Origin of the sequence: Micromonospora nigra (assembly GCF_900091585.1) — a bacterium.
GTDB classification, from domain to species: domain Bacteria; phylum Actinomycetota; class Actinomycetes; order Mycobacteriales; family Micromonosporaceae; genus Micromonospora; species Micromonospora nigra.
Window position 1 is genome coordinate 3,526,738 of sequence record NZ_FMHT01000003.1, and the last position, 21,982, is coordinate 3,548,719.

The following is a 21,982-nucleotide window of genomic DNA, read 5'->3' on the forward strand; positions in this document are numbered from 1 at the left end:
GAGGTTGGTCACTGTGTCGGACAGCATGCTGTCAACGCGGCCACCCGCTCGGGCGGGCTTTCGGGAATCGCTTCCCAGCTTCGCCTTCGACCCGACCGATCCGTGGACGCTGACGTTCCAGGCCGGACTCGAGCGGGCGGACCTACAGGGCAAGCGCGTCTACGAGGTGGGGGTGGGCACCGGCACGAACGTCGCCTTCATGTTGCGGCACTGCGCCGCCGCGCTGGTTCTCGGCAGCGACCTGGATCCCCGCCTGCCAGCGCTGGCGCAGAGGTTCGTCGCCGAGGTGGAGCCCGATCTGGCGGACCGGTTCAGGCCGATTCCCGGTTCGGTCAGTCTCCTCGACCTGCCCGCCGCGGTGGCCGGGGTGGCCACCGCCGATGTCGTCGTCGGTTGCCTGCCCCAGGTGCCGAACCCGCAGGATGCGCGGTACGCCCGGTTCCGCCTCGCCCAGCTGCGGGTTCAGGCCGGCAATGAGCAGCCGGCCGCCGACCACCTGGCCCACTACTATCCGTGGGAGGCCTTCGACGACTATCCGTTCAACTGCCTCGGGCTGGGGTTGATCGAGGCGCTGCTCCGCCGGGTCCGGGGTCACGCGCCGCAGGCGCAGGTCGTCCTCAACCTCGGCTGCCGTGTCGGCAGGGAATCCCTGCTCAGACTGTTTCGGGTGAACGGGTACCGGCCCGAGGTGCTCGCCTCGTGCATCGTGCGGCAGAGCGACCGGACCGAGATCTCGTTCTTCGTGGCGCTGGAGGCCGCGATGCGGGGCACCGGTTTCGAGGACGTCGTCCCGTGCGAGTTCTACGCCGACCCGGAGGGTCATCGGCCGATCTCGGCGACGACCGCGCAGGAACTGCTGACCGCCGACCCGGCCACACCGGTGTTCCACGAGATCTGCGTCCTGCGCGGGCACCCCGAACAGTAGGACCGCCAGCGGCCCGTGGTGATTCCCCCCGTTCACCGGACATTTCGACGACGCGAGGTATGACAGTGAACCCTAGGCCAGGCACGGTCGCTCCGACCTTCACCCGGACGGAGCCCGAAGCATCCTTCAGTGTCCCGGTCCGCAACCGCCCCTACCTGGCCGGGTCGGACCACGACAGTTTCCCGGAGAGCGTGCCCGACGCCGGCGAGATGATCCCGGTGCTCGCGGTGCGGGACGGTGGCGGTGCGCAGCGGGTCCTCGCCGCCGCGGTCCGAGAGGTGGTGGACGAGCTGTTGCCCCGGTACGGCGGGGTGCGCCTCACCGGCCTGCCGCTCGCCGACCGGGCCGCCTTCGAGCAGTTGGTGACGGGGATGGGGTACGACCGCCTCGCCTACCACGGTGGAATAGCGGTCCGCAGGGTCGATTCGGAGGTGGCGCTCGCCGCCAGCGAGGAGGACCACCGGATAACGCTGTCTCCCCACAACGAGATGGCCTACCTCGCCACCTATCCCCGGCGGGCGATCTTCTTCTGCGAGAGCCCGGCGACGGTGGGGGGAGAGGTGCCGGTCAACGACATCCGGGAAACGTTGACGCTCATCCCCGAGCAGGTGCGGGAGCTGTTCCAGGAGAAGGGCATCAGGTATCACCGCAACCTGCCGCGCCAGTCGTCCGCCGGGGAGATGGGCTGGGTCGACACGTTCGGCACCGACGACAGGCAGGCGGTGGAGGGCCACCTGGCCGCGTCGAACTACGACTTCTGGTGGGGCGAGGGCGACCGGTTGCACTACAACTACCGGCGGGCCGCCTTCGCCACCCATCCCGAGACGGGCGAGACGTTGTGGTTCAACCAGGTGACGGAGCTGCACAGCTCCTACTGGCGATCGCATCCGGGCTTCCCGAGTGACCTGTCGGACGACGACTACCCGGCGACGACCACCTTCGGTGACGGCACCCCGCTGACCGGGGAGCAGGTGGCGTTCCTGCGGGGAACGCTGTGGCGGACCACCCGAGCGGTGCGCATGCGGGCCGGTGACGTCCTGGTCCTCGACAACCAGGTCGTGCAGCACGGCCGGTTCGCCTACGAGGGGCCCCGGCGGCACTTCGTCAGCCTCACCCGGTAGCCCTGGTGATGACACCTGACAAGCCCGAGCGCCGGCCCGCCCGGCCGTGGTTCTCGTCCGGACCCTGCGCCAAGAAGCCGGGATGGCACCCGGACGAACTCGGCGACGCCTTCGTCGGTCGCTCCTTCCGGCACCCCGGCGGCCGGGAGAAGCTCCGCGAGGTCATCGAGGAGTCGACCCGGATCCTCGGTCTGCCGGCGGGCTACCGGGTCGCCGTCGTTCCCGGCTCGGACACCGGGGCGATCGAGTCGGCGCTGTGGAACCTGGTGGGCCACCGCGGGGTGGCGGTCTGCTGTTGGGAGAACTTCGGCTTCACCTGGTTGCACGACATCGTGGCGCAGCTGCGGATCCCGGACGTGACCGTCCACCGGGCCGACCGGTACGGTCTCCTGCCCGACCTGAGCACCGTCGACTTCGACCGTGACGTCGTCTTCACCTGGAACGGCACGACCTCGGGGGTCTGCGTCCCGGGAGGAGACTGGATCCCGGCGGACCGGCGGGGCCTGACCATCTGTGATGCGACGTCGGCGGTCTTCGGTATGGAGGTCGACTACACCAAGCTGGACGTCATCACCTGGTCGTGGCAGAAGGCGCTGGGCGGGGAGGGCGGGCACGGGATGATCGCTCTTTCCCCCGCCGCAGTCGAACGCCTCGCGGTGTACCGGCCGGACCGGCCCCTACCGAAGATCTTCCGGCTCAGTCGGGACGGCCAACTCCTGGACGAGGTCTTCGACGGCTTCACCATCAACTCGCCGTCCATGCTGGCGGTGGAGGACGCGCTCGTCGCACTGCGGTGGTGCCGCCAGAACGGCGGGCTCCCCGGGATGATCGCCCGGTCCCGGCGGAACCTCGACGTGGTCGCTGGCTGGGTCCGGTCCGGTTCACACGTGGCCTTCCTCGCCGAGGACCCGGAAACGATCTCGTCGACCAGCATCTGCGTGAAGTTCTGCCATCCCGCCTTCGACGAACTGACCGGTGCCCAGCGGGCGGACTTCGTCAACCGGGTGTGCGCGAAGGTCGAGCAGGAGGGTGCCGGGTACGACATCGGTTCGTACCGGGAAGCACCCCCCGGAATCCGGATCTGGGGAGGCCCGACCGTGGACACGGCCGACATCGAACTCCTGCTGCCCTGGATCGACTGGGCCTTCTGGTCGACCCTGGCGGAGGTGGGGTGACGCCGCCCGACGCGCGTCTGGTCGCGAGGTGGTCCGCTGGGAGGAATCGGGCGAAGGGTCACTCCGCCCAGGGCAGCGGCACCCTGGTGTCGCTGTTCGGCAGTACGGCCCTACCGCCCACCCGCATGGCGACGAGAGCCTGGGCCGGGCCGCCGACGGTCTTGAGCTGACGGGTGACGCCGCCCGGCAGGACGAGCGCCTGACCAGCCTCCACGAGCTTCGACTCGTCGCCCACGGTGACCTCGAAGGTGCCGGCGAGGGGCAGCCACACCTGTTCGAAGTCGATGCTGTGGACCGGAGTGGCGGCGTCTTCGCCCAGTTCCACCCGCCAGGTGCTCACCTCTGTGCTGCCCTGGCTCGGCCCGGCGAGACCGAACATCCGGCCGGCGGGGGTGACCGTGGTACGAGCTTCGGTCTCGCTGATGACGAACATCGAGAACCTCCGAGTAAAGTGGCTTTACTTCCAGCCGGGTCAGTAAAGGTCCTGCTTGCTCGCTGTGTCAAGCTGCTTTGCATGACCGGCCCCGACCCGCTCGAGCGAACGCCGTTGACCTTCCTGCTGGGCATGGCGTTCCAACTGGTCCTCACCGAGTTCGTCGCCGAACTCGACGCGATCGGCTACCACGACCTGCGCCCCATCCACGGGCTCGTCTTTCAGCTGTTGCAGGGTTCGGGCGCCACCAGCACCGAGCTGGCCAGACAACTCGGCGTGACCAAGCAGGCGGCCGGCCAGATCGTCGACCACCTCGAACGGGCAGGCTACGTCGAGCGGCGGCCGTACCCGCTGGGTGGGCGCCGCAAGCTCGTCGTCCTCACGGACAAAGGCCGGGAGCACATGCGGACGGCGGGTCGCGTCCTGTCCGAGATCGAGTCCCGGTTGGCCGCCGGTTCGGAGGACGAGGGACTGGGCGTACTGCGTGAGGAACTCGCACGGATGATCCGCAGCCTCGCGGGCGACGACGTGCCCCCGCTGCGGCCCTTCTGGTAGGGGCACGGGCGAACCGGACCGGACCGGTCGCGGTCGCGGTCGGCGACGGATCAGGCGAGTTCCTCGCTGACGACGTCGGTGGCCCGCCCGCGCGAGTTGGTGGCGATCACCGCGATCGCGTCGAAGCCGGCCGCCGCCGCGTCGGCGTAGGGCATGCGGCGACCGCCGGACAGTGCCGCCAGCTCCGGGTCGTCGGGGTCGACGAGGTGCCGCCGCTCGTCCTCGTCGCCGTAGTCGACCTGATAGCCGACCCAGACGACCAGTTCGAAGGTGTCCTCTTCGTCGGCGTCGACGTACCACTCGTCGGCGTCGCGGCCGGCGAGCTCCGCAGGGTCCCAGGTGTCGCAGAACAGCGCGTTGTAGCCGTGTGCCGCTGCGTCGAACAGCAGGATCGGCCCACCCTGCTCGGGCACCGCGTACACCATTGCCGGTCGCCCCTGGTCGTCTTCGGTGACCGTCTCCCCGACCCGGTCGCCGTGGTAGCGCAGCCGGAAGCGGGTCTGCCCGTCCGGGGTGCGCAGTCGACCCGCCCAGCCGCACTCCAGCAGTCCGTTCCAGTGTCGTTCGGAGATGTTGGCCGGCCGGGGGGCCGGCTCGGTGAGGCCGGCCAGGTGCGGCGGACCCGAACGGGCCAACTCGTCCGTCACGGTCAACGCTCCGTCTCTCGGGTCGTCCACGATGTGGTGGTGGGCCACGACGGTAGCCGACACCGGTCGTCCGGCAGGGCTGGCTTCGACACCGTCGACCCCGAAACCTACGTGGACCGGTCAAGCATGCGTCGTCCCCGCTCGGAGAGCGCGAGACAGGCGGCGGACGGCATCGTCCATCAGGTCGGGTGGGGCTGCGGCGTAGGTCAGGCGCAGGTGCGGTGCCGGGGGCTCGGCCGCATACCACGGGCGGCCGGGGAAGACGATGACGCCTTCGGTGGCGGCTGCGGCAGCCAGCGCGACGTCGTCGGTGCTGTCGGGCAGGCGGGCCCACAGGTGCAGGCCGCCCCGGGGGATCGCCGGTGGGGCGAGTTCCGGCAGGTGCCGGCGCAGTGCGGTCAGCAGCGCCTCGCGCCGTGCCCGCAGCGCGGCGCGCAGGCCACGGCGGTGTCGGCTCCAGGCCGGGGCGGTGACGAACTCCAGAGTGGCCTGCTGTAGCGGGCCGGCGACGAAGAAGTCGTCGAGCAGCCTGCCGGCGCGCAGTCGGGCACCCGCTGGACCGCGGGCACCGATCGCGGCGATACGTAGGCCGGGAGCGGCGGACTTGGTCAGCGAGCGCAGGTAGATCACGTGCCCGTCGCGGTCGTCGGCGGCCAGCGGGGGCGGGGCCTCCCCGTCGATGGTGAGGTCGCGGGCGTAGTCGTCCTCGATCAGGAACGCTCTGGCGTCGCGTACGGCCTCGGTGACCTCGGCTCGGCGGTGACCTGCCAGTGTCGCGCCGGTCGGGTTGGCGTAGAGCGGTTGGCAGTAGAACAGACGCGCACCGGTGCGGGCGAACGCGGCGGCGAGTTGGTCGGGGAGCACGCCCTCGGCATCGGCGGGCACCGGTACCACCCGCAGCCCCGCCGCCCGGGCCGCCGCCAGCGCACCCAGGTAGGTCGGGGACTCGACGAGGAGGGTGTCGCCGGGTGCGGCGAGCGCGCGTAACGCGGACGACAGCGCTGCCTGCCCACCAGGGCAGATCACCATGTCGTCGGCGCGCAGCCGCGCCCCGGCCTCCCGGGCGAACCAGGCACGCAGATCCGCACGCCCCTCGGCCGGCCCGCGCAGCCAGGCCGCCGGCTGCCGGGCGGCGCGGGCCAGCGCGGCACCGAGCGCCGCGACCGGTTGCAACTCCGGGTCCAGGTAGCCGCCGGAGAGCGGAATCGCTCCTGGTGGCGGTAGTGCCAGTAACGCCTGCATCTCGTCCTCGCCCGCTCTGCGGGCACCGAGCGCCACCGTCTGCCACGACAGGTCGGGTGCGCGCGGCTCGGCCCGTGGAGCGGCCACGAAGGTGCCCTTCCCGGGCCGGGTCTCGATGAGCCCCTGTGCCACCAACTGCCGGACCGCTTCGGCGACGGTCACCGGAGAGGCCCGGTGCCGGGCGGTCAACTCGCGCACCGGGGGCAGTCGGGTTCCGGGGTCCGCGGCGGCCACGAGGCCGCGTAGGTGGTCGATAACGCGGGACGTTGCGCTATCGTTCTCCATGAGAGACAAGAGTAGCGCTACTGTCGCCGCGCCGGTAACGGCGGATCGGATCGTCGGCCTCTGCCTCGGCGCGCTGGGCGTGCTCGCCTTCAGCATGTCGTTGCCGGCCACCCGCGTCGCGGTGCAGCAACTCGACCCGTGGTTCGTGGCCTTCGGCCGGGCCGTCGGTGCGGCGCTACTGGCCTGGGCCTATCTGCGTGTCACCGGCGCGCCGCGACCCACCCGGCGGCAGTGGTGGCGGCTGTCGATCGTCGCCCTCGGCGTCGTCGTCGGCTTCCCGTTGTTCACCTCGCTGGCACTGACCACCCAGACCTCCGCGCACGGCGCGGTCGTCATCACCGTGCTGCCCGCCATGACCGCCGTGTTCGCGGTGCTGCGGGCCGGCGAACGCCCGCCGCCGCTGTTCTGGGTCGCCAGCGGCGGCGGGCTGGTGGCGGTTCTCGCCTTCCTGGCCACCAGTGGCACACTGCGCGGCGCACTGTCGGCCGCCGATCTGTTCCTCCTTGCCGCGGTGGTCCTGTGTGGACTCGGCTACGCCGAGGGCGGCGCGCTCGCCCGGGAACTGGGCGGGGCCCGGACGATCTGCTGGGCGCTGCTGCTCGCCCTGCCCGTCACCCTGCCCGTCACCATCGTCACCGCCTCGGCGCACCCGCCGCGCGCCGACGTCCCCGCCTGGTCGGCGTTCGGCTACCTCACCGCGATCTCCATGTTCCTGGGCTTCTTCGCCTGGTACGCAGGTCTGGCCCGAGGTGGCGTCGCCCGGGTCGGCCAGATCCAGCTCACCCAGCCGGTCCTCACCCTGCTCTGGTCCGCGCTGCTGCTCGCGGAGACCGTCACCCCTGCCTCGATCGGGGCGGCGCTGGTCGTGCTGGCCTGCGTCGTGCTGATCCAACGCACCCGGACCGCACCGGCGCAGGCTCAGGACCTGACCGACGGTGACCTGACCCGCGAGGTCGGACGTGCCGCCGACGCGACGGGTCGTACCCCTCCACCCCGGCGCGGGCGCATCCCTCCGGTGTCCGGCAGGCCCGTGGAGGGCCGTCCGCCCGCCGGTGGGTCAGGGCGATGACGGGGGCGCGGGCCGGCCTCCGGGCGCGTTGGTCCGTGCCGGCGATCGACGGTGTTCAACTCCGAAGAGTCGGCTGGCGGGCCCGGTCGGGAGGCGCGCGGGCACGCCTGGGGCTGCAACAAACCTGCACAACTCAGCTCTTGCATCCTGGGCAAGCGCTTTCCTAGTCTGATGTTTCATCGATGTTTCGATCCTTGACCGACTAGGGACGCAGACACGAAGCCATGTGCGGTTCTGGGCTGTAGGGCAGCACCCGCGCCGCGCCCACTCCTGAGGAGTCGAGAGTGAAGACCAAAGTGAGACCCAAGCTGCTTGCCGGTGGTGCCGCCGTGGTCGCGGTGGCCGCGGCCGTCGCGGCCCTGCCGATGACGCAGGCGTCGGCGGCGACCGGCGGGGTCACCGGCTATGCGACGCAGAACGGTGGGACGACCGGTGGTGCGGGTGGGCAGACGGTGCGCGCCACCTCGGGGACCGCCATCCACGCGGCGTTGTGCAACCGGGCCAGCAGCAGCACCCCGATCATCATCCAGGTGGAGGGGACGATCAACCACGGCAACACCAGCAAGGTGTCGGGTGGCAGTTGTAACACCGCCGATGGTGTGATCGAGCTGAAGCAGATCAGCAACGTGACGATCGTCGGGGTCGGTAGCGGAGCGGTGTTCGACCAGGTGGGCATCCACATCCGCGAGGCCAGCAACATCGTCATCCAGAACGTGACGGTCCGGAACGTCAAGAAGTCCGGCTCGCCGACGTCAAACGGTGGTGACGCCATCGGCATGGAAAGCGACGTGCGCAACGTCTGGGTCGACCACGTCACCCTGGAAGCCTCGGGTGGGGAGTCGGAAGGCTTCGACGGCCTGTTCGACATGAAGAACAACGTCCAGTACGTGACCCTGTCCTACAGCATCCTGCGCAACTCCGGCCGGGGTGGGCTCGTCGGGTCCAGTGAGAGCGACCGGTCGAACGGGTTCATCACCTACCACCACAACCTGTACGAGAACATCGACTCCCGTACTCCGCTACTGCGCGGCGGCATCGCCCACATCTACAACAACCACTACGTCAACCTGCGGGAGTCCGGCATCAACTCCCGCGCCGGGGCCCGGGCGAAGGTGGAGCACAACTACTTCAAGGACTCCAAGGACGTCCTGGGCACCTTCTACACCAGTGAGGCCGGCTACTGGCAGGTCGCCGGGAACACCTTCGACAACGTGACCTGGTCGAGCCGCAGCAGCGAACACAACCCGGCCGGCCCGAACCCGCAGTCCAACACCACCGTCGGCATCCCGTACTCCTACGACCCCGACGGTGCCAACTGCGTGCCGGACATCGTCCGCCAGACCGCCGGGGCCAACAAGGGACTCCGCGTCTCCGACGGCAACTGCACCCCGCAGACCCCGAACCCCACCACGGCCCCGCCGACCACGGCCCCGCCGACCACCGCTCCGCCGACCACGGCTCCGCCGACCACCCCACCGCCCACCGGGAACCCGCCGGGCGGCACCAACCTCAGCATCGGAGCCGGCTCCGACGGTTCCAGCAAGGCCAGCGGCACCAGCTACGGCAACGTCCGTGACGGTGACATGAGCACCTACTGGTCACCGAGTGGGTCGACCGGCCGTATCTCGATCAAGTGGGGCTCCGCCACCACCGTCGCCACGATCAACATCCGTGAGGCAGCCGGGGCTGTCGGCAACATCCGGGCCTGGCGCGTGGTCAACAACGACAACGGAGCCGTCCTGGCCACCGGCAGTGGAGCCGGAGTCATCACCTTCACCCCCACCTCGCTCGACAAGATCAACTTCGAGATCACCAGCTCAACCGGTACACCGCGAGTCGCCGAGTTCGAGACCTACAGCTCGACGACCACCACCCCGCCGACGACCACCCCACCGACCACGCCGCCGCCGACCACGACCCCGCCGACGACCCCCCCGCCGTCGGGCAACGCCCTGTACGTGGCGCCGAACGGCACCGACAACGCGGCCGGAACTGTGTCGAGCCCGACGACGCTCACCTCCGCGATCACCCGGATCCCTGCCGGCGGCACGATCTACCTGCGTGGCGGCACCTACCGCTACTCGCAGACCATCACCATCGGCCAGGGCAACAACGGCACGTCGAGCGCGCGTAAGAACATCTTCGCCTACCCGGGCGAGACCCCGGTGTTGAACTTCTCGGCCCAGAGTGAGGATCCGGCGAACCGCGGGCTCGAGATCGGCGGCTCGTTCTGGCACATCCGCGGCATCATCGTCGAGCGTGCCGGGGACAACGGGATCCTCCTCGCCGGCAACAGCAACGTCATCGAGCGTACGGTGACCCGCCACAACCGCGACTCGGGTCTTCAGCTGTCGCGCCTGGTCGCCGGTGCGCCCAGCAGCCAGTGGCCGTCGAACAACCTAGTGGTGAGCACGGTGTCCCACGACAACGTCGACTCCGACGGTGAGGACGCGGACGGCTTCGCCCCGAAGCTGACCGTCGGCCCCGGCAACGTCTTCCGCTACACCGTGGCTCACAACAACATCGACGACGGGTACGACCTCTACACCAAGAGCGACACCGGCCCGATCGGCGCGCTGACCATCGAGTCGTCCCTCGCCTACGACAACGGCACCCTCAGCAACGGTGGCCAGGCCGGCAACGGCGACCGCAACGGCTTCAAGCTCGGCGGCGAGGACATCCCGGTGAACCACGTCATCCGGGGCAACATCGCCTACGAGAACGGCAAGCACGGGTTCACCTACAACCGCAACACCGGCTCGATGACGGTGTCGAACAACGCCAACATCGGCAACGCCGAACGGAACTTCAACTTCGACGGCGGCTCCTCGGTGTTCCGGAACAACACCTCGTGCGACAGCGGATCGAACGACCGGATCGTCGGCAACTCCGACAGCTCCAACCAGTTCTGGTCGGGCTCCAACGGATCCCGGTGCTCCCAGTACTCCGGCGCTCTGGGCTGGTCCTTCGCGTCGGATGGCCGGCTCGTCGTGACCTTCGGTGGTCGGCCGGTCACCCCGTAGCCAGCAACTGCTCGGCAGCGGGCGGGACGGTGCGGGCATCACTGGTCACGTGATGCCCGCACCGTTCTGCTCGGTTCCTCGAAGGGTTCTGCTCAGTGCCCCGAGGGTGGTGGGTCGGGATGGTGTTCGCCCCGGTAGTCGGTCGGGCGGTCCCGGCCAGCGATGCCGGGACGTGTCCCGCACGCCCTCGACCGGGTGCGAGTGCGACTCCCGCACCCGGGCCGTGCTGACCCCGGCGGCCGGTCACCGGCCGCCGGGGTCAGTCCGGGTCAGGAGCGTGACGTCCTGCGGCGGTGGTGGAGCAGCAGTGCCGCGCCGACGGCGACGGCCATGCTGCCGAGGCCCGTCAGGAGGGGAACCGGGTTACTGCCGCCGCTGCCCCCGGTCACTGGCAGTTCCGTAGGGGTGGAGGTGGGCCCGGTGGGTGTTCCGGTGGGCTGACCGGTCGGCGTCCCGGTCGGAGTGGTGGTGGGGGTGATCGTCGGGGTCACCGTGGGCGTCACGGTCGGCGTGGCGGTCGGAGTTGCCGTGGGGGTGGCGGTGGGCGTCGCCGTGGGGGTGCCGGTTGGTTGGATGCAGAGGGGGGTGGTGATGGTGTTGGTGTCGAGGGTGACGGCGCCGGTTCGGGCCAGGGCGCGGCCTTGCAGGGTGGCGCCGGTGTTCATGGTGATCGAGGTCTGCGCCAGGATGTTGCCGACGAACTGGGTGCCGGTGCCGATCGTGGCCGAGCTGCCGATCTGCCAGTAGACGTTGCAGGCGGAGACGCCGTTGATGAACACCACGCTGCTGTTCGAGGCGGTGGTGAGCGTGGAGTCGATCTGGAAGATGAACACCGCCGCCGGGTTGTTCTGGCTGTCGAGGGTCAGCGTGCCGGTCAGTTGCGCGGCACCGATCCGGTAGACGCCGGGTGTCAGCGTCAGACCACCGAGTTCCGCGGGAAGGTTGGTGAAGGGGGTACGCCCGGCGGCGTCGTTGTAGGCGGTGGTGAGGTCGTTCTGGGCCTGCAGGGCGACGGCGTCGCCGAGGTGGATCTCGCCGGCGACGATGCCGGGTGGGAAGCCGGTCGCGGTGTTGCCCGGGTGGACGCCGAGGTCCTGGGCCAGGAAGCTCGGGCCGGTGTTGGTGACCGTGGAGCCGGCGAGCACGGAGAAGTTCGCGGCTGTTCCCAGGCCGACCGGCGCCGGCTGGGCGCTCGCGCCAGTGCCGCTGATGACCAGCAGGACGATGGCAGCGACGGCCGCGGTGGCGGCGGCGAGGGCCGACAGCGCGGCGCGCCGACGATGACGGATGGAAGTGGCTGTCACGATCGTGGCCCTCTCATGGTGTGTCTCCGGTAGGCGCTGCCGCGACAGCAGCCGAAACACTCGGCTGCAACGCGACCAATCGGACTTTTACACACTTAGACCCATGATCATGACAAAACCGTTCAAAGCGCCTGGTGCTGCACCTGCCCGGAAGGTCAGGCGGCTGATTCCGGCTTGTACGCGGTGACCAGTTCCCAGCCCCCCGGCAGGATCGCGATCCGTTCGAAGCCGACCTCGGCGAGCAGCCCCGTGTAGTAGGTCACTTCCCGCAGTCGACTGACGCAGTTGTCCACACCGATCAGGAAGTAGCTCCAGAAGAACTGCATGGCCAGGCGGTCCGGAGTGCGGAACTCCTCGCAGATCACCACCAGCCCGCCCGGCTCCAGCGCCGTGTAGGCCTGTTCCACCAGGTGGCGGGCAACCTCGTCGGGCCAGTCGTGCAGCACCCGGACGAAGGACAGCGCGTCGTACCCTCGCGGTAGCGGCTCTTCGAGGAAGTTGCCGCCGACGAACCCCAGCCGGTCCGGGTGGCCCCGGGCGGCCTGAGTCGCCGCCACGAGCGGCGCCACCGCCGGCAGGTTGTACACGTCGGCTCTCAGGTCCGGTGCGGAGTCCAGGATGTGCGCGGCGAGGGTCGCGTCGCCGCCGCCGACGTCCAGCAGGCGACGCCGGTCCGGCCAGAGCAGATGGGCGTGCTGCCGCATCGTCTCGATCACCGGCCCCAGCCCGACCGCCATGCTGCGTTCGAAGTCGGCGGTCTGCGCGTCCGTCTTCGGCGGCCACGCGAAGTCGTCAGCAGAGATGCTGATCTCGCCCTGCAGGGCCTCGACCATTCGGCCGTGCAGCTGCCGCCACGGGTATCGGTCCCGGTCCCGTTCCACCGCGCCGGGCCCGACCACCGCGGCGACGGCGTCACGCAGCCCCGGTACGGCCCGATAGGTGGTCGAGCCGATGTCGTCGGCCGGATCGTCGCGGATCAGGAAGCCGAGACTCTCCAGGCAGTCGAGGAACTTGTACAGCCGCAGCGGCAGCACGCCGAACCGCACTGCGAGCAGGTCGAGTCGCACCGGCCCGGGCTCCAGGGCGTCGAGCAGACCCATCCGGAAGGCCGTGTCCATCACGTCCATGGCCTTGGGACCGTTGGCGAGCAGGCTCATCAGCGCCCGCGGCGACAGGGTGATGGTCACCGGGGCAGTACCTCCACCAACGCGTCCATGAACGCATCGACCTCGTCGATGGTGTTGTAGACGTGCGGGCCGACCCGCAGGTAGCCGCGCCAGCTGCAGATCACCCCGCGGGCGGCCAGCCGCCGCTTCACCGCTTCGCCGTCGGGGACGTCCAGGCACACCACACCGCCGCGGCGGTGGGGGGCGGTGGGGCTGACCACCTTGACCCCGGCCTCGTCAGCGCGCTCCAGCACCCGCTGGGTGAGGGCCAGCGAGTGGTGCCGGATGGCCTCGATACCGATCCCGGCCAGCAGGTCCAGGCCGACCTGTGAGATCAACGAGGTCACGGGGTAGGGCGTGCCGCCGGCGAACCGCCGGGCGGCGGGTGCCCAGTCGGTGGACGGCTGGAAGGTCAGCGCCCGGTCGCCGGCCTGCCAGCCGGTGGCCGCCGGTTCCAGCTTCGGCACCAGGTCCGGGCGGACGTAGAGGAAGGCGGTGCTGACGCCGCAGAGCCACTTGTGTGCGCCGCCGAGAACGACATCGACGCCGAGGGCGGTGACGTCCAGAGGCATCACCCCCACGGTCTGGAAGGCGTCCAGCACCACCAACGCGCCGACGTCGTGGGCGCGGGCGACCAGCCGGGGAAGGTCGACGGTGGCCCCGGAGATGAAGCTGGAATGCGAGACGCACACCAGCAGCGTCCGCTCGTCGAGTCGAGCCTCCAGGGCATCCTGGTCGAGGTGGGGGCCTCCGTCACCGACCACGTCGAGGCGGGCACCGTACCGGCCGAACGCCCGGAACACGAACGGCACGGTCGGGTACTCCAGGTCGGTGGTGACGACGCGGTCACGCGGCGGGCGGTAGTCGAAGCAGGACGCCACCCGGGCGAGCAGGGTACTGAGATTCGCATCGGTGACCACGCTGCCCGCCGGGGCGCCGAGCAGGGCGGCGATCGAGTCCGCGTAGCGGTCGAGGCCGTCGTGCCAACCCATCCACACGTCGTCGCGCCACGTGCGCAGCGTCTCCCAGTACTCGTGCAGCACCCGCTCGACACCCCTGGGCGCCGCGCCGGTGGAGTTGTTGTTCAGGTAGACGCAGGTCGCCAGCAGGGGGAACTCGGCGCGCAGCGCGGCGTGCGCGGCGGCGTCGAGAGGCCCCGGGGCGACGGTCTGCGGGCTGGGGCAGGTCTGGCTCACGCGGGACAGCCTTCCGTCGAGTCGGTCGGTGGCGGGACGGGGGCGACAGCGGTGAAGACCGGCAGCTCGCGGACGGCCGCCAGGTAAGGGGTGCCCTCGGTGTATCCGGTGCCGGGACGAGAGCCGAGCATCCGGACCGCGAGCCGGAGGTGGGTGCGTCGCCACTGGAGCAGGGCCTCGGCGAACGCGTCCATCGCCCGCGCCACCAGGTCGCGGTCCGGGCCGCGGAGCCGGCCGGTACGGACGGCCGACCGGTAGGCCTCGTCGACGGTCGGTTGGCCGGACCGCACAAGGGCCCGCACCTCCGGAACGGACCGGTAGGCCGCCGAGTCGAGCCGGTCCTCCCCGGGCGCGCGGCACAGCGATTCCACCAGCTTGTAGGAGCGGGACTGGATGGCGCTGGCTCCCTCGGTGTACTGCCGGAACGTTCGGAACGACTCCGGTTGCATGGTGGCCAGCAACGAGAAGATCGGGCTGGCACCGCCGAGGAGCTCCCGGGCGTGTCCGAGTCGTTCCGCTGCCGAACAGGGCGCGTCACCGGTCAGCGCCAGGGCGGCCGCCCGCAGTTCGTCGGCCAACCCGGCGAAGAGACACTCGTACGCCTGGAGCACCCGGATGAACAGGTACTCGTCGTGGGTCACGTGGACCGGCAACATGCTCAACCGCAGGCGCAGGTCCCCGGCGGCGTCGAGGTCGGTGGCGACGGTGCGCAGCGCGGTGGCGCTCACCGGTTCGCCGTCGCCGGCCACTGCGGCGATGCCGAGGCGATTCAGCGCGGGGGTGACGGCCCGGATGCCGAGGCGGCACCGCTTGGCCACCACCGCCGGCGGTGGGCGGCCCTGTGGGAGCAGGTCGGTGGCGCGTTCGGCGGCGGACATCTCGAAGGCCAAAGCGTCCGCGATCAGACGGACCAGGAGCCGATCGCGGCTTCGGCGCCCGGTCGCGTCGTCCACGGCCGGTCGTTGTTCATCCGTTCCGCAGGGCATTCGGAGCAGCCGCAGAGCCAGGTAGCTGCGATAGTCGTAACGGCCGTCCCACTTGTCGAGCGCGACGTCGAGAAAGTCGCTCAGAAGCGAGCGACGGTCGTCGTCCGCGGTCGGCCGTGGGCCGGGCAGCCGCCGCCGGGCCTCGTCGAGCAGGGCGAGCATCTCTCCTGCCACGAAGTGCTTTCCAGTGCGGTGAAATGTATCCAGCACCGCCGTAAAGGGAAAGGTGTGGGGAGTGGCTGCACCAGCCAACCAGCTCGTCAGTTCGTGCACGAGACGTCCCTCAACATTGCGGGTGTCATCCATGGTCGGAGTCGCCGTTCTTGTCGGAACCTGCGGATCCTCAGGACTGGACGGCGTCGGAACCGTCACCGGCGAGGCCGGTTCGGGCCTGCCACAGTTCCGGGAAGAAGCGGTGCCCGGCGAGTTTGGCGAGCATGTTCGTCGGACTGTCGGCCGTACCGGCCGGGGCGTGACCGCCGACCCGCAAGGCCACCTGGTAGTGCCGCACCCGCCACAGCGACACCCGTTCGTCCCACTCCACCATGGCCTCGGCCAGCCGGTGCACCGGGTTCGCCGGGTCTGCCGGACATAGTTGCGCCGGTGTGGTCGCCTGACCGGCGAGCAGGTCGGCGAACGCTCGCCCGAGTTGTCGGCTGGCGGTCTGCAACCGCCGCCAACCTGGTGACTCCGCCCCGGAACCGCTGCCCAGCGCGGGTTGCATCGCCTGAAAGTCCACGGGGGACAGGTGGCGGAACATCTCCAACTGGTCGGTGATCAGCCGCACCGCGAGCGTCGCCCGAGCCAGGAGCGCCTCAGCCACCGGCAGGTCCCCGGCTGCCACCCGGGCGACCGCCTCGGTCAACTCTGTCGCCGCCAGTTTCAACCACAGCTCCGCCGACTGATGCACAACCTGAAAGAGCAATTCGTCACGGTGGATGACCTCGTCCGGCGACCGTTGCAGGTCGAGCAGGATGTCCGTACGCATGTAACGCGCGTAATCCGTAGCTCCCGGACCCGGCAACACAGGCGAATGGTCACGCTTCACGGAGTGGCCCTTCGGTCGGCGTCGGCACGGCGTCGACCGCGCGTCGGCGGCAATCATCCAACGACCTACAACGATGCGCTACCCCTTGGCGCAATCCTTTTTCGGATTGCACCCGGGAAGGGTGGAACCCGGAGCTCCGCGGGGGGCCGCGATAGCACTGAACCTGCGCTATGCGAGGGTCGGGGAGATTCGGACGGCAATCGTCACCTCTGGCTGAGTTGACCGTGAACGCGAGGCGGCAGCGTAGCCGCCCGCCGGAGTTGAAGTCAGGCTTTCTGGTCGCCAAAGAATTCCTTGATGACGATGTGTTTCGCGGGCTGGTGGGGCTCGACCTGGGTCGCGGGGTGGTCAGGCGGCAGGCGATGGGTGGGACGGTGGACGGAGAGTCGGCGGGCGTAGCCGGGCGGCCCGCCGCACGGGTGCCGGATCCGTGTGCCGGACCGACCTGAGTGCCTGCCGGCTGCCGTGCCATGACATTCCGTGGATCGCGCAACTGCCGGAGCGGACGGCCGCGTCGAGCAGGAGGGACCGCTTTCGCAGGGTGGCGATGACGGCGCGTACCCGCCTGTCTCCGCTGCCGCAGGGTAGCCGGCAGGCGTCGTGGCCGAGGACGACCACCAGGGGTAGGTGCAGGTGCGCGACCGCGTACTCGAGGCTGCCGAGTACGGCGGGGCCGACGGCGAGGCCGGCCGTGCGCACCGTGAACACATCACTGCCACCGAACAGGATCGCGGGCTCGGGTTGCGGGTCGGTGCAGGCGAAGACCGCCGCGAGCGGTCCCGGCCGCGTCGGCGCGGCAGCGGCGCCGGTACGGAAGCGGTCGTGGCCCGCCCGTAGTGCGGCGAGGGCGGCGACCGGCCCCGGTCGCTGCGCCCGGTGGGTGGGATCGGGAGTGTCCATCGCCGCTCCTCCACTTCGGACCACCTGTTGTGCGTCTCACGATACACGAATCGTGAATCGTGCTCTAGAGTGCGTATGTCTGAGGAGGTGGCGATGTCCGTCGCACTGGTCACAGGAGTCCTTGCCGCGACCGCGTCCGCAGCGATGTGCGCGCTGGTCGTGCCAGATCCACGGCGCGCTGCCCGCGCCGCCGGGGTGCTGCTCGCGCTCGCCGCCGCGGCGGCCACCGGGCTGCTCGCGAGCGTCGCCACCGGAGCGCCCGCGGTCGGTGTGCTGGCTCGCCCGGAGGTCGCCGGGATACCGTTCGACCTCGGGGTACGGGTCGACCGCTTCGGTGCGGTCTTCGTACTGCTGGTCAGCGGGATCGCCGCCGTGGTCGCCGGCTACGCGCGGCGCTACCTCGACGGTGAGCCGGGAATGGCCGGCTTCCAGTCTCGGGTCGCGGGTGCCGCTGTGGCGACGCTGGTGATGGCCACCGCTCCCAGCCTGGTGCAGTTCGCCGCCGGTTGGGTCGGTGCGGGCTGGATCCTCGTCGGTCTGATCGGTTACCACCATGACCAGCAACGCGTGCGGACCGCGGTCCGGCGCATCCGGCGGCTGTTCCTCCTCGCTGACGTCGCGCTGGTGGCCGGATTCGCCCTGCTGGCGACCGCTACCGGCAGCGCCGACCTGGTCGCCGTGCGGGTCGCCGCCGCCGATGCTCCCGCCTGGATGCTGGCCACCGCCGGCGGACTGCTGCTGGTGGCCGGTATGGTGCGCTCCGCCCAGGTGCCGGTGCACGGCTGGCTGCCGAGCACCCTGGACGCCCCCACGCCGGTCTCGGCCTTCCTGCACGCCGGGATGGTCAACGTGGCGGGTTTCCTGATGATCACGTTCGCGCCGGTGGTCGTGGCCGCGCCGGTGGTGATGACGGCCATGCTGGTGGTGGGGCTGACCACCGCCGCCGCAGGTGCCCTGTTCGCCGCGGTGCGTACCGACGTCAAGGGCATCCTGGCCCGGTCCACCGTGGCCCAGATGGGATTCATGCTCGCCCAGTGCGGGCTGGGCGCCTTCGGGCTGGCCGCCGTGCACCTGGTCGGGCACGGTGTCTACAAGGCCTACGCGTTCCTGTCCGCCGGTGGCGCCGTGCAGGCTCAGGCGCGGGCCGCCGAGGCACCCCGGCCGGTCGGGCCCGCCCCGGTCCAGCGCCTCGTCGTGGCGACCGCCGTCCTGATCTCCGTCGTCGTACTGACCGAGCTGCTGCTCGGCGTCACCGCGCCCGGACTGCTCAGCGCCGCCCTCGCCGGCGTCGCCGGGTTCGCCGCGCTGCGGGCCGCCCTGACCGACCGGCGGCTGCCGGCGGCGACCGCGACGGCGATCACCGGCGCGGTGCTCGCCCTGGTCGCCGGTTACCTGGTCGCGGGCCGGGCAGCCACCGACTGGATGGGCCTGCCCTCGGCGGTGCCGCCGGTGGCGGTCGCCGCCGCGGCGGCGGTCCTGGCGGTCGTCGTGCTGCTGTCCGCGCCCGCCCTGCGCCGCCGGACCGTCGGGCTGTGGTGGTGGGCCTGGCGGGACGGCCGGCTGCCGCACCGCCGGACCGCTGTCGGCAGGGTGAAGCGCCCGGTGCTGAGGGTCGCCGCCCGACCCGCGAGCGGCCGTCCGGTCCTGGTCCGAGGTGACAGCACCGCGGCGGCCCGCGCCGCCGCCGCGGTGACCATCGCCGCCGACCAGGTGGCCGCGACCTGGCCGCTGGACAGCTTCGTGGCGGTCAACCCGTTGGCTGGCCTGGAACGGACGCCGTTCCGGCGGGCCACCGCCCGGCTGCGCGACCTCGGTGGGGTGCGGACCCACCTACCCGCGGCGCGGTGGCGGCAACGACTCCGTGCAGGCGGGATCAGCGAGACGGACCTGGTCGCCGCCCTGGCCCCGGCGGTCGCGGGAATCGAACCCGTGTCCCTCGGCAACCGGTCGATCGACGCCATCGACCTGCGGATACTGGTGCTACGCCACTCGGTGCACGACGGGCCGCAGCCGTCGTCCGACCTTCTCGCAGCGGTGCAGCGTCGCCTCGCCGCCCGGCCCGTCTCCCGGTCCCCGGAAGCCCGGACCACCGCAGGGGAGCGCACGCTGACCGACGTCCTCGACGACACTCTGGGCACCCGCCTCGGCGAGACCGTCGACGACCTGGTGACCGCCTGGTGCGCCGCACACTGCGGTCGCCCGGCCGCCCACTGGCCGGTGCCGGGAACCGAGGAGCAGGGCTGCTGGTCGCGGTGGCGGCAGGTCGCCGCCGCAGACCCGGCCCCGGCGCTGCTCGGCGCCGTCGGCTTCGCCGAACTCGTCGAGGCCCTGCCGGTTGCGCCCGAGCAGGCCCTCGCCGCCCTGCTGCGTACCCTCGGCGTGCCACCCGACCGGTGGGCGGCGTACCTGTCCCGGTCGCTGCTGCGTCTGCCCGGCTGGGCCGGCTATGCCCGCTGGTCACAGGACCACCCGGGACAGCGGCCGGCACTGGCGGTGGCCGATCTGCTCGCGGTGCGCCTCACCTACGAACTCGCCCTCGGCGCGTCCACCGCCCAGCGCCACCTTCAGGTCGGTCCGGCCGTCGCCCTGATCTCGGCGATGCTCACCACATCGGCGTCCGAACCGGTCGGCGAGGACGCCGCCGCCCTCGCCCGGCTGGCGACGGTCCTCGGTGTCGATGCCGCCACCGTGGACGCCCTCCCGGCGGATGCCCTGACGGCACTCCACGACGCGGTGACCGACCTGTCCCCGCAGCGGCAGGCGGAGGTGTGGTTGACGGCTGCGGAGCACGCCTACCGGCGGCGGCTGCGGGACCGCCTCGACCACGCCCGACCGCGCCCGGTCCCGCAGGGGGCTCCGCTGGCTCAGGCGGTCTTCTGCATCGACGTGCGCAGCGAGGGTCTACGCCGCCAGTTGGAGGCGACCGGGCCGGTGGCTACCTACGGCTTCGCCGGCTTCTTCGGCCTGCCGGTACGCACCATGGCCGCCGGTGCGCGCCGGGGTCGGGACCGCTGCCCGGTCCTGATGCGACCCGTCGCCACCGTCGATGAGCCACCGGCCCGTACGGAACCCCGACGCGTGCAGCAGGCCTGGCGAAGGGCGTTCGCCGGGGCGAAGGCGAGTCCGGTCGGTGCGTTCGCCTTCGTGGAGGTCGCCGGCCTGCTCGCCACGACCGCCCTGCTGCTGCGCGCGGCGATGCCCCGCCGGCTCACCCCCCGCGCCGAGCAGGCGGTGACCACGGTGACCGGTCTCGACGCCGCGCTGACCCTCGACGAGCAGGTCTACTACGCCGAGGCGACCCTGCGTACGATCGGTCTCACCACGGACTTCGCACCGCTGGTGCTGCTCTGCGGCCACGGCGCGACCAGCACCAACAACCCGTACGCCGCCGCACTCGACTGCGGCGCGTGCGGCGGCAACCGGGGCGGCGTGAGCGCCCAGCTCGCCGCCACCATGCTCAACAACCCACGGGTACGCGTCGCACTCGCCGCGCGCGGCATCGAGATTCCCGACCACACCCTGGTTCTGGCCGCCGAGCACGACACCGTCACCGACGAGGTGCGCCTGCTCGACACCGCCGGGATCCCGGCCACGCACCAACCGGTTGTCGACGCTCTGGCCGACCACCTCTCGGAGGCGGGCGCCCGGCTGCGCGCCGAGCGTGCCGCCCGGCTGCCCGGCCGCCCCGCCGCCGCCCGGCTGTCCGCCCGCGCTGTCGACTGGGCGCAGGTCCGACCGGAATGGGCGCTCGTCGGCAACGCCGCGTTCATCGCTGCGCCCCGCGAGCTCACCGCCGGCCACGATCTCGGCTGCCGTACGTTCCTGCACTCGTACGACTGGTCGACCGACCCGGACGCCGCCGCTCTGGAGGCGATCATGACCGGGCCGCTGGTGGTCGCCGTATGGATCAACCTGCAGTACTACTTCTCCACGGTCGACCCGCGACGCCTCGGTGCCGGCACCAAGACGGTGCACTCCGTACTCGGCGACGGGCTCGGCGTCCTGCCCGGCACCGGGGGGGACCTGTGCACCGGCCTGCCCTGGCAGTCCGTCGGCGTCGGCGGCGAGCTGACCCACGAGCCACTGCGACTGCTCGCGGTGGTGCAGGCCCCACGGTCCCTGGTGGTCACCGTGTTGGACCGCAACCCCGCCCTGCGTCAACTGGCCGGTGGTGGCTGGTTCTCCCTGGCCGTCCGCGACCCGCGCAGCGGAGAGTGGTCGGAACTGGACCAGGACGACACCTGGCGGGTCACCTCAGCACCGACCCGCTCCGTCCACAGCCACCCGAACCAGCCCCAGCGTCCGCAGACCGGCGGGCCGGCGCACGCCCGATCCACCCCCACCATCGCAGCGAAGGAGCCGACGGCATGAAAGAGCTGGGACTGACCCGGATGGTCAAGGTCGAGGTCGTGACCCGCGGTGCCGACTCGGATGCCGTCCGCACCCTGCTGCACGCCTCCGGGGTGAGCGGCTGGACCAGTTTGACCGGCGTCTCCGGCTTCGGTCACCACGGCACCCACGCGGGCCGGCTGCTCTTCAACGACCGGGCCGGACTCGTCATGGTCATCGTCGTCCTGCCGTACGACCGGGCTGCCGCGGTGGTCACCGGCCTGCGCGACATCCTCGCCGACCGGCCGGGGGTCATGTTCGTCAGCGACGCGTGGGTCAGCCGACCCGACTACTTCGACACCGACACCGACGGGCAACCCGGTACGACGAACTGAACACCTCCGGCTCAACGCCTGGACTGCCGTCGACGCAGGCCGGCCCGTGGCGACGCAGGCCGGCCCGTGGCGACGCAGGCCGGCCCCGGCCCGTGGCGACCTGCGCCGCCGCTGGCGGCACCGGTTCCTCGATCCCGGTGCCGTCAGCGAACGGTCACCGGCACCCCGGACTCCGGCCGCACA

Annotated in this window: 17 protein-coding genes; 8 read left to right on the forward strand and 9 right to left on the reverse strand. The window is 71.1% G+C overall.

Annotation, left to right across the window (positions count from 1 at the left end; genetic code table 11):
- Nucleotides 1-13 precede the first annotated feature (13 nt).
- The 3 genes from GA0070616_RS15170 (at nucleotide 14) to GA0070616_RS15180 (ending at nucleotide 3,221) form a co-directional block, all read left to right on the forward strand.
- Complete coding sequence (locus GA0070616_RS15170) at nucleotides 14-925, forward strand: hypothetical protein (protein ID WP_217628201.1); 912 nt, start codon at nucleotides 14-16, stop codon at nucleotides 923-925.
- Between the two features lie 65 nt (nucleotides 926-990).
- The gene (locus GA0070616_RS15175; RefSeq protein WP_217628202.1) at nucleotides 991-2,046 is read left to right on the forward strand and encodes a TauD/TfdA family dioxygenase; all 1,056 of its coding nucleotides are present in this window, start codon (nucleotides 991-993) and stop codon (nucleotides 2,044-2,046) included.
- An 8-nt stretch (nucleotides 2,047-2,054) separates the two neighbouring features.
- Nucleotides 2,055-3,221 (forward strand): phosphoserine transaminase, encoded by a 1,167-nt coding sequence (locus GA0070616_RS15180; RefSeq protein WP_091082413.1) that lies wholly within the window; start codon nucleotides 2,055-2,057, stop codon nucleotides 3,219-3,221.
- A 58-nt stretch (nucleotides 3,222-3,279) separates the two neighbouring features.
- On the opposite strand, the gene GA0070616_RS15185 is transcribed toward GA0070616_RS15180, so the two are convergent.
- Nucleotides 3,280-3,654 (reverse strand): cupin domain-containing protein, encoded by a 375-nt coding sequence (locus GA0070616_RS15185; RefSeq protein ID WP_091082416.1) that lies wholly within the window; start codon nucleotides 3,652-3,654, stop codon nucleotides 3,280-3,282.
- Between the two features lie 81 nt (nucleotides 3,655-3,735).
- Here GA0070616_RS15185 and GA0070616_RS15190 point away from each other — a divergent pair, with 81 nt between their 5' ends.
- On the forward strand, nucleotides 3,736-4,209 hold the full coding sequence (locus GA0070616_RS15190) for a MarR family winged helix-turn-helix transcriptional regulator (protein ID WP_091082419.1): 474 nt from the start codon (nucleotides 3,736-3,738) through the stop codon (nucleotides 4,207-4,209).
- 50 nt (nucleotides 4,210-4,259) lie between these two features.
- Here the strand turns inward: GA0070616_RS15190 and GA0070616_RS15195 are convergent, their stop codons facing one another.
- Both GA0070616_RS15195 and GA0070616_RS15200 read right to left on the reverse strand, forming a co-directional pair.
- Nucleotides 4,260-4,886 carry a hypothetical protein gene (locus GA0070616_RS15195; RefSeq protein WP_139128902.1) on the reverse strand — a complete coding sequence of 209 codons (627 nt, stop codon included), beginning with the start codon at nucleotides 4,884-4,886 and terminating at the stop codon, nucleotides 4,260-4,262.
- Nucleotides 4,887-4,976: 90 nt separating this feature from the next.
- Nucleotides 4,977-6,383: an aminotransferase-like domain-containing protein gene (locus tag GA0070616_RS15200; RefSeq protein ID WP_091082425.1), complete on the reverse strand. Its 1,407-nt coding sequence runs from the start codon at nucleotides 6,381-6,383 to the stop codon at nucleotides 4,977-4,979.
- On the opposite strand from GA0070616_RS15200, the gene GA0070616_RS15205 reads away from it, so the two are divergent.
- Nucleotides 6,382-7,452 carry a DMT family transporter gene (locus GA0070616_RS15205; protein WP_091082427.1) on the forward strand — a complete coding sequence of 357 codons (1,071 nt, stop codon included), beginning with the start codon at nucleotides 6,382-6,384 and terminating at the stop codon, nucleotides 7,450-7,452. The two genes, GA0070616_RS15200 and GA0070616_RS15205, sit on opposite strands and share 2 nt — an antisense overlap.
- A gap of 365 nt (nucleotides 7,453-7,817) precedes the next feature.
- Nucleotides 7,818-10,475: a pectate lyase family protein gene (locus GA0070616_RS29320; RefSeq protein ID WP_091090853.1), complete on the forward strand. Its 2,658-nt coding sequence runs from the start codon at nucleotides 7,818-7,820 to the stop codon at nucleotides 10,473-10,475.
- Nucleotides 10,476-10,744: 269 nt separating this feature from the next.
- On the opposite strand, the gene GA0070616_RS15215 is transcribed toward GA0070616_RS29320, so the two are convergent.
- The 6 genes from GA0070616_RS15215 to GA0070616_RS15240 all read right to left on the reverse strand — a co-directional run bounded on the left by GA0070616_RS15215 (nucleotide 10,745) and on the right by GA0070616_RS15240 (nucleotide 17,075).
- Entirely contained in the window at nucleotides 10,745-11,779 is a 1,035-nt protein-coding gene (locus GA0070616_RS15215; protein WP_245712778.1) for an ice-binding family protein, read from the reverse strand.
- A gap of 155 nt (nucleotides 11,780-11,934) precedes the next feature.
- Nucleotides 11,935-12,966 carry a methyltransferase gene (locus GA0070616_RS15220; RefSeq protein ID WP_091082430.1) on the reverse strand — a complete coding sequence of 344 codons (1,032 nt, stop codon included), beginning with the start codon at nucleotides 12,964-12,966 and terminating at the stop codon, nucleotides 11,935-11,937.
- The gene (locus GA0070616_RS15225) at nucleotides 12,963-14,141 is read right to left on the reverse strand and encodes an aminotransferase class V-fold PLP-dependent enzyme (RefSeq protein WP_091082433.1); all 1,179 of its coding nucleotides are present in this window, start codon (nucleotides 14,139-14,141) and stop codon (nucleotides 12,963-12,965) included. Before GA0070616_RS15225 ends, GA0070616_RS15220 begins: the two co-directional genes overlap by 4 nt.
- Nucleotides 14,138-15,433 (reverse strand): tryptophan 2,3-dioxygenase, encoded by a 1,296-nt coding sequence (locus GA0070616_RS15230; protein ID WP_091082435.1) that lies wholly within the window; start codon nucleotides 15,431-15,433, stop codon nucleotides 14,138-14,140. The genes GA0070616_RS15225 and GA0070616_RS15230 overlap by 4 nt, the downstream gene beginning before the upstream one ends.
- Nucleotides 15,434-15,470: 37 nt before the next feature.
- Nucleotides 15,471-16,175, reverse strand: a complete 705-nt coding sequence (locus GA0070616_RS15235; protein WP_091082437.1) for a tryptophan 2,3-dioxygenase family protein — start codon at nucleotides 16,173-16,175, stop codon at nucleotides 15,471-15,473.
- 348 nt (nucleotides 16,176-16,523) lie between these two features.
- A complete protein-coding gene (locus GA0070616_RS15240; RefSeq protein ID WP_091082439.1) occupies nucleotides 16,524-17,075 on the reverse strand; it encodes a carbonic anhydrase in 552 nt (183 codons plus the stop codon).
- Nucleotides 17,076-17,168: 93 nt separating this feature from the next.
- Here GA0070616_RS15240 and GA0070616_RS15245 point away from each other — a divergent pair, with 93 nt between their 5' ends.
- Both GA0070616_RS15245 and GA0070616_RS15250 read left to right on the forward strand, forming a co-directional pair.
- Nucleotides 17,169-21,446 carry a putative inorganic carbon transporter subunit DabA gene (locus GA0070616_RS15245; protein ID WP_091082441.1) on the forward strand — a complete coding sequence of 1,426 codons (4,278 nt, stop codon included), beginning with the start codon at nucleotides 17,169-17,171 and terminating at the stop codon, nucleotides 21,444-21,446.
- Nucleotides 21,443-21,799 (forward strand): DUF190 domain-containing protein, encoded by a 357-nt coding sequence (locus GA0070616_RS15250; RefSeq protein ID WP_091082444.1) that lies wholly within the window; start codon nucleotides 21,443-21,445, stop codon nucleotides 21,797-21,799. Before GA0070616_RS15245 ends, GA0070616_RS15250 begins: the two co-directional genes overlap by 4 nt.
- Nucleotides 21,800-21,982: the final 183 nt, after the last annotated feature.

What these genes read in the sequence shown, in the direction of transcription:
- GA0070616_RS15245 (WP_091082441.1), top strand. Translation starts at nt 17,169, where the DNA reads ATGTCCGTCGCACTGGTCACAGGAGTCCTTGCCGCGACCGCGTCCGCA.
- GA0070616_RS29320 (WP_091090853.1), top strand. Translation starts at nt 7,818, where the DNA reads ATGACGCAGGCGTCGGCGGCGACCGGCGGGGTCACCGGCTATGCGACG.
- GA0070616_RS15230 (WP_091082435.1), bottom strand. Translation starts at nt 15,433, where the DNA reads ATGGATGACACCCGCAATGTTGAGGGACGTCTCGTGCACGAACTGACG.
- GA0070616_RS15240 (WP_091082439.1), bottom strand. Translation starts at nt 17,075, where the DNA reads ATGGACACTCCCGATCCCACCCACCGGGCGCAGCGACCGGGGCCGGTC.
- GA0070616_RS15250 (WP_091082444.1), top strand. Translation starts at nt 21,443, where the DNA reads ATGAAAGAGCTGGGACTGACCCGGATGGTCAAGGTCGAGGTCGTGACC.
- GA0070616_RS15180 (WP_091082413.1), top strand. Translation starts at nt 2,055, where the DNA reads ATGACACCTGACAAGCCCGAGCGCCGGCCCGCCCGGCCGTGGTTCTCG.
- GA0070616_RS15190 (WP_091082419.1), top strand. Translation starts at nt 3,736, where the DNA reads ATGACCGGCCCCGACCCGCTCGAGCGAACGCCGTTGACCTTCCTGCTG.
- GA0070616_RS15185 (WP_091082416.1), bottom strand. Translation starts at nt 3,654, where the DNA reads ATGTTCGTCATCAGCGAGACCGAAGCTCGTACCACGGTCACCCCCGCC.
- GA0070616_RS15205 (WP_091082427.1), top strand. Translation starts at nt 6,382, where the DNA reads ATGAGAGACAAGAGTAGCGCTACTGTCGCCGCGCCGGTAACGGCGGAT.
- GA0070616_RS15200 (WP_091082425.1), bottom strand. Translation starts at nt 6,383, where the DNA reads ATGGAGAACGATAGCGCAACGTCCCGCGTTATCGACCACCTACGCGGC.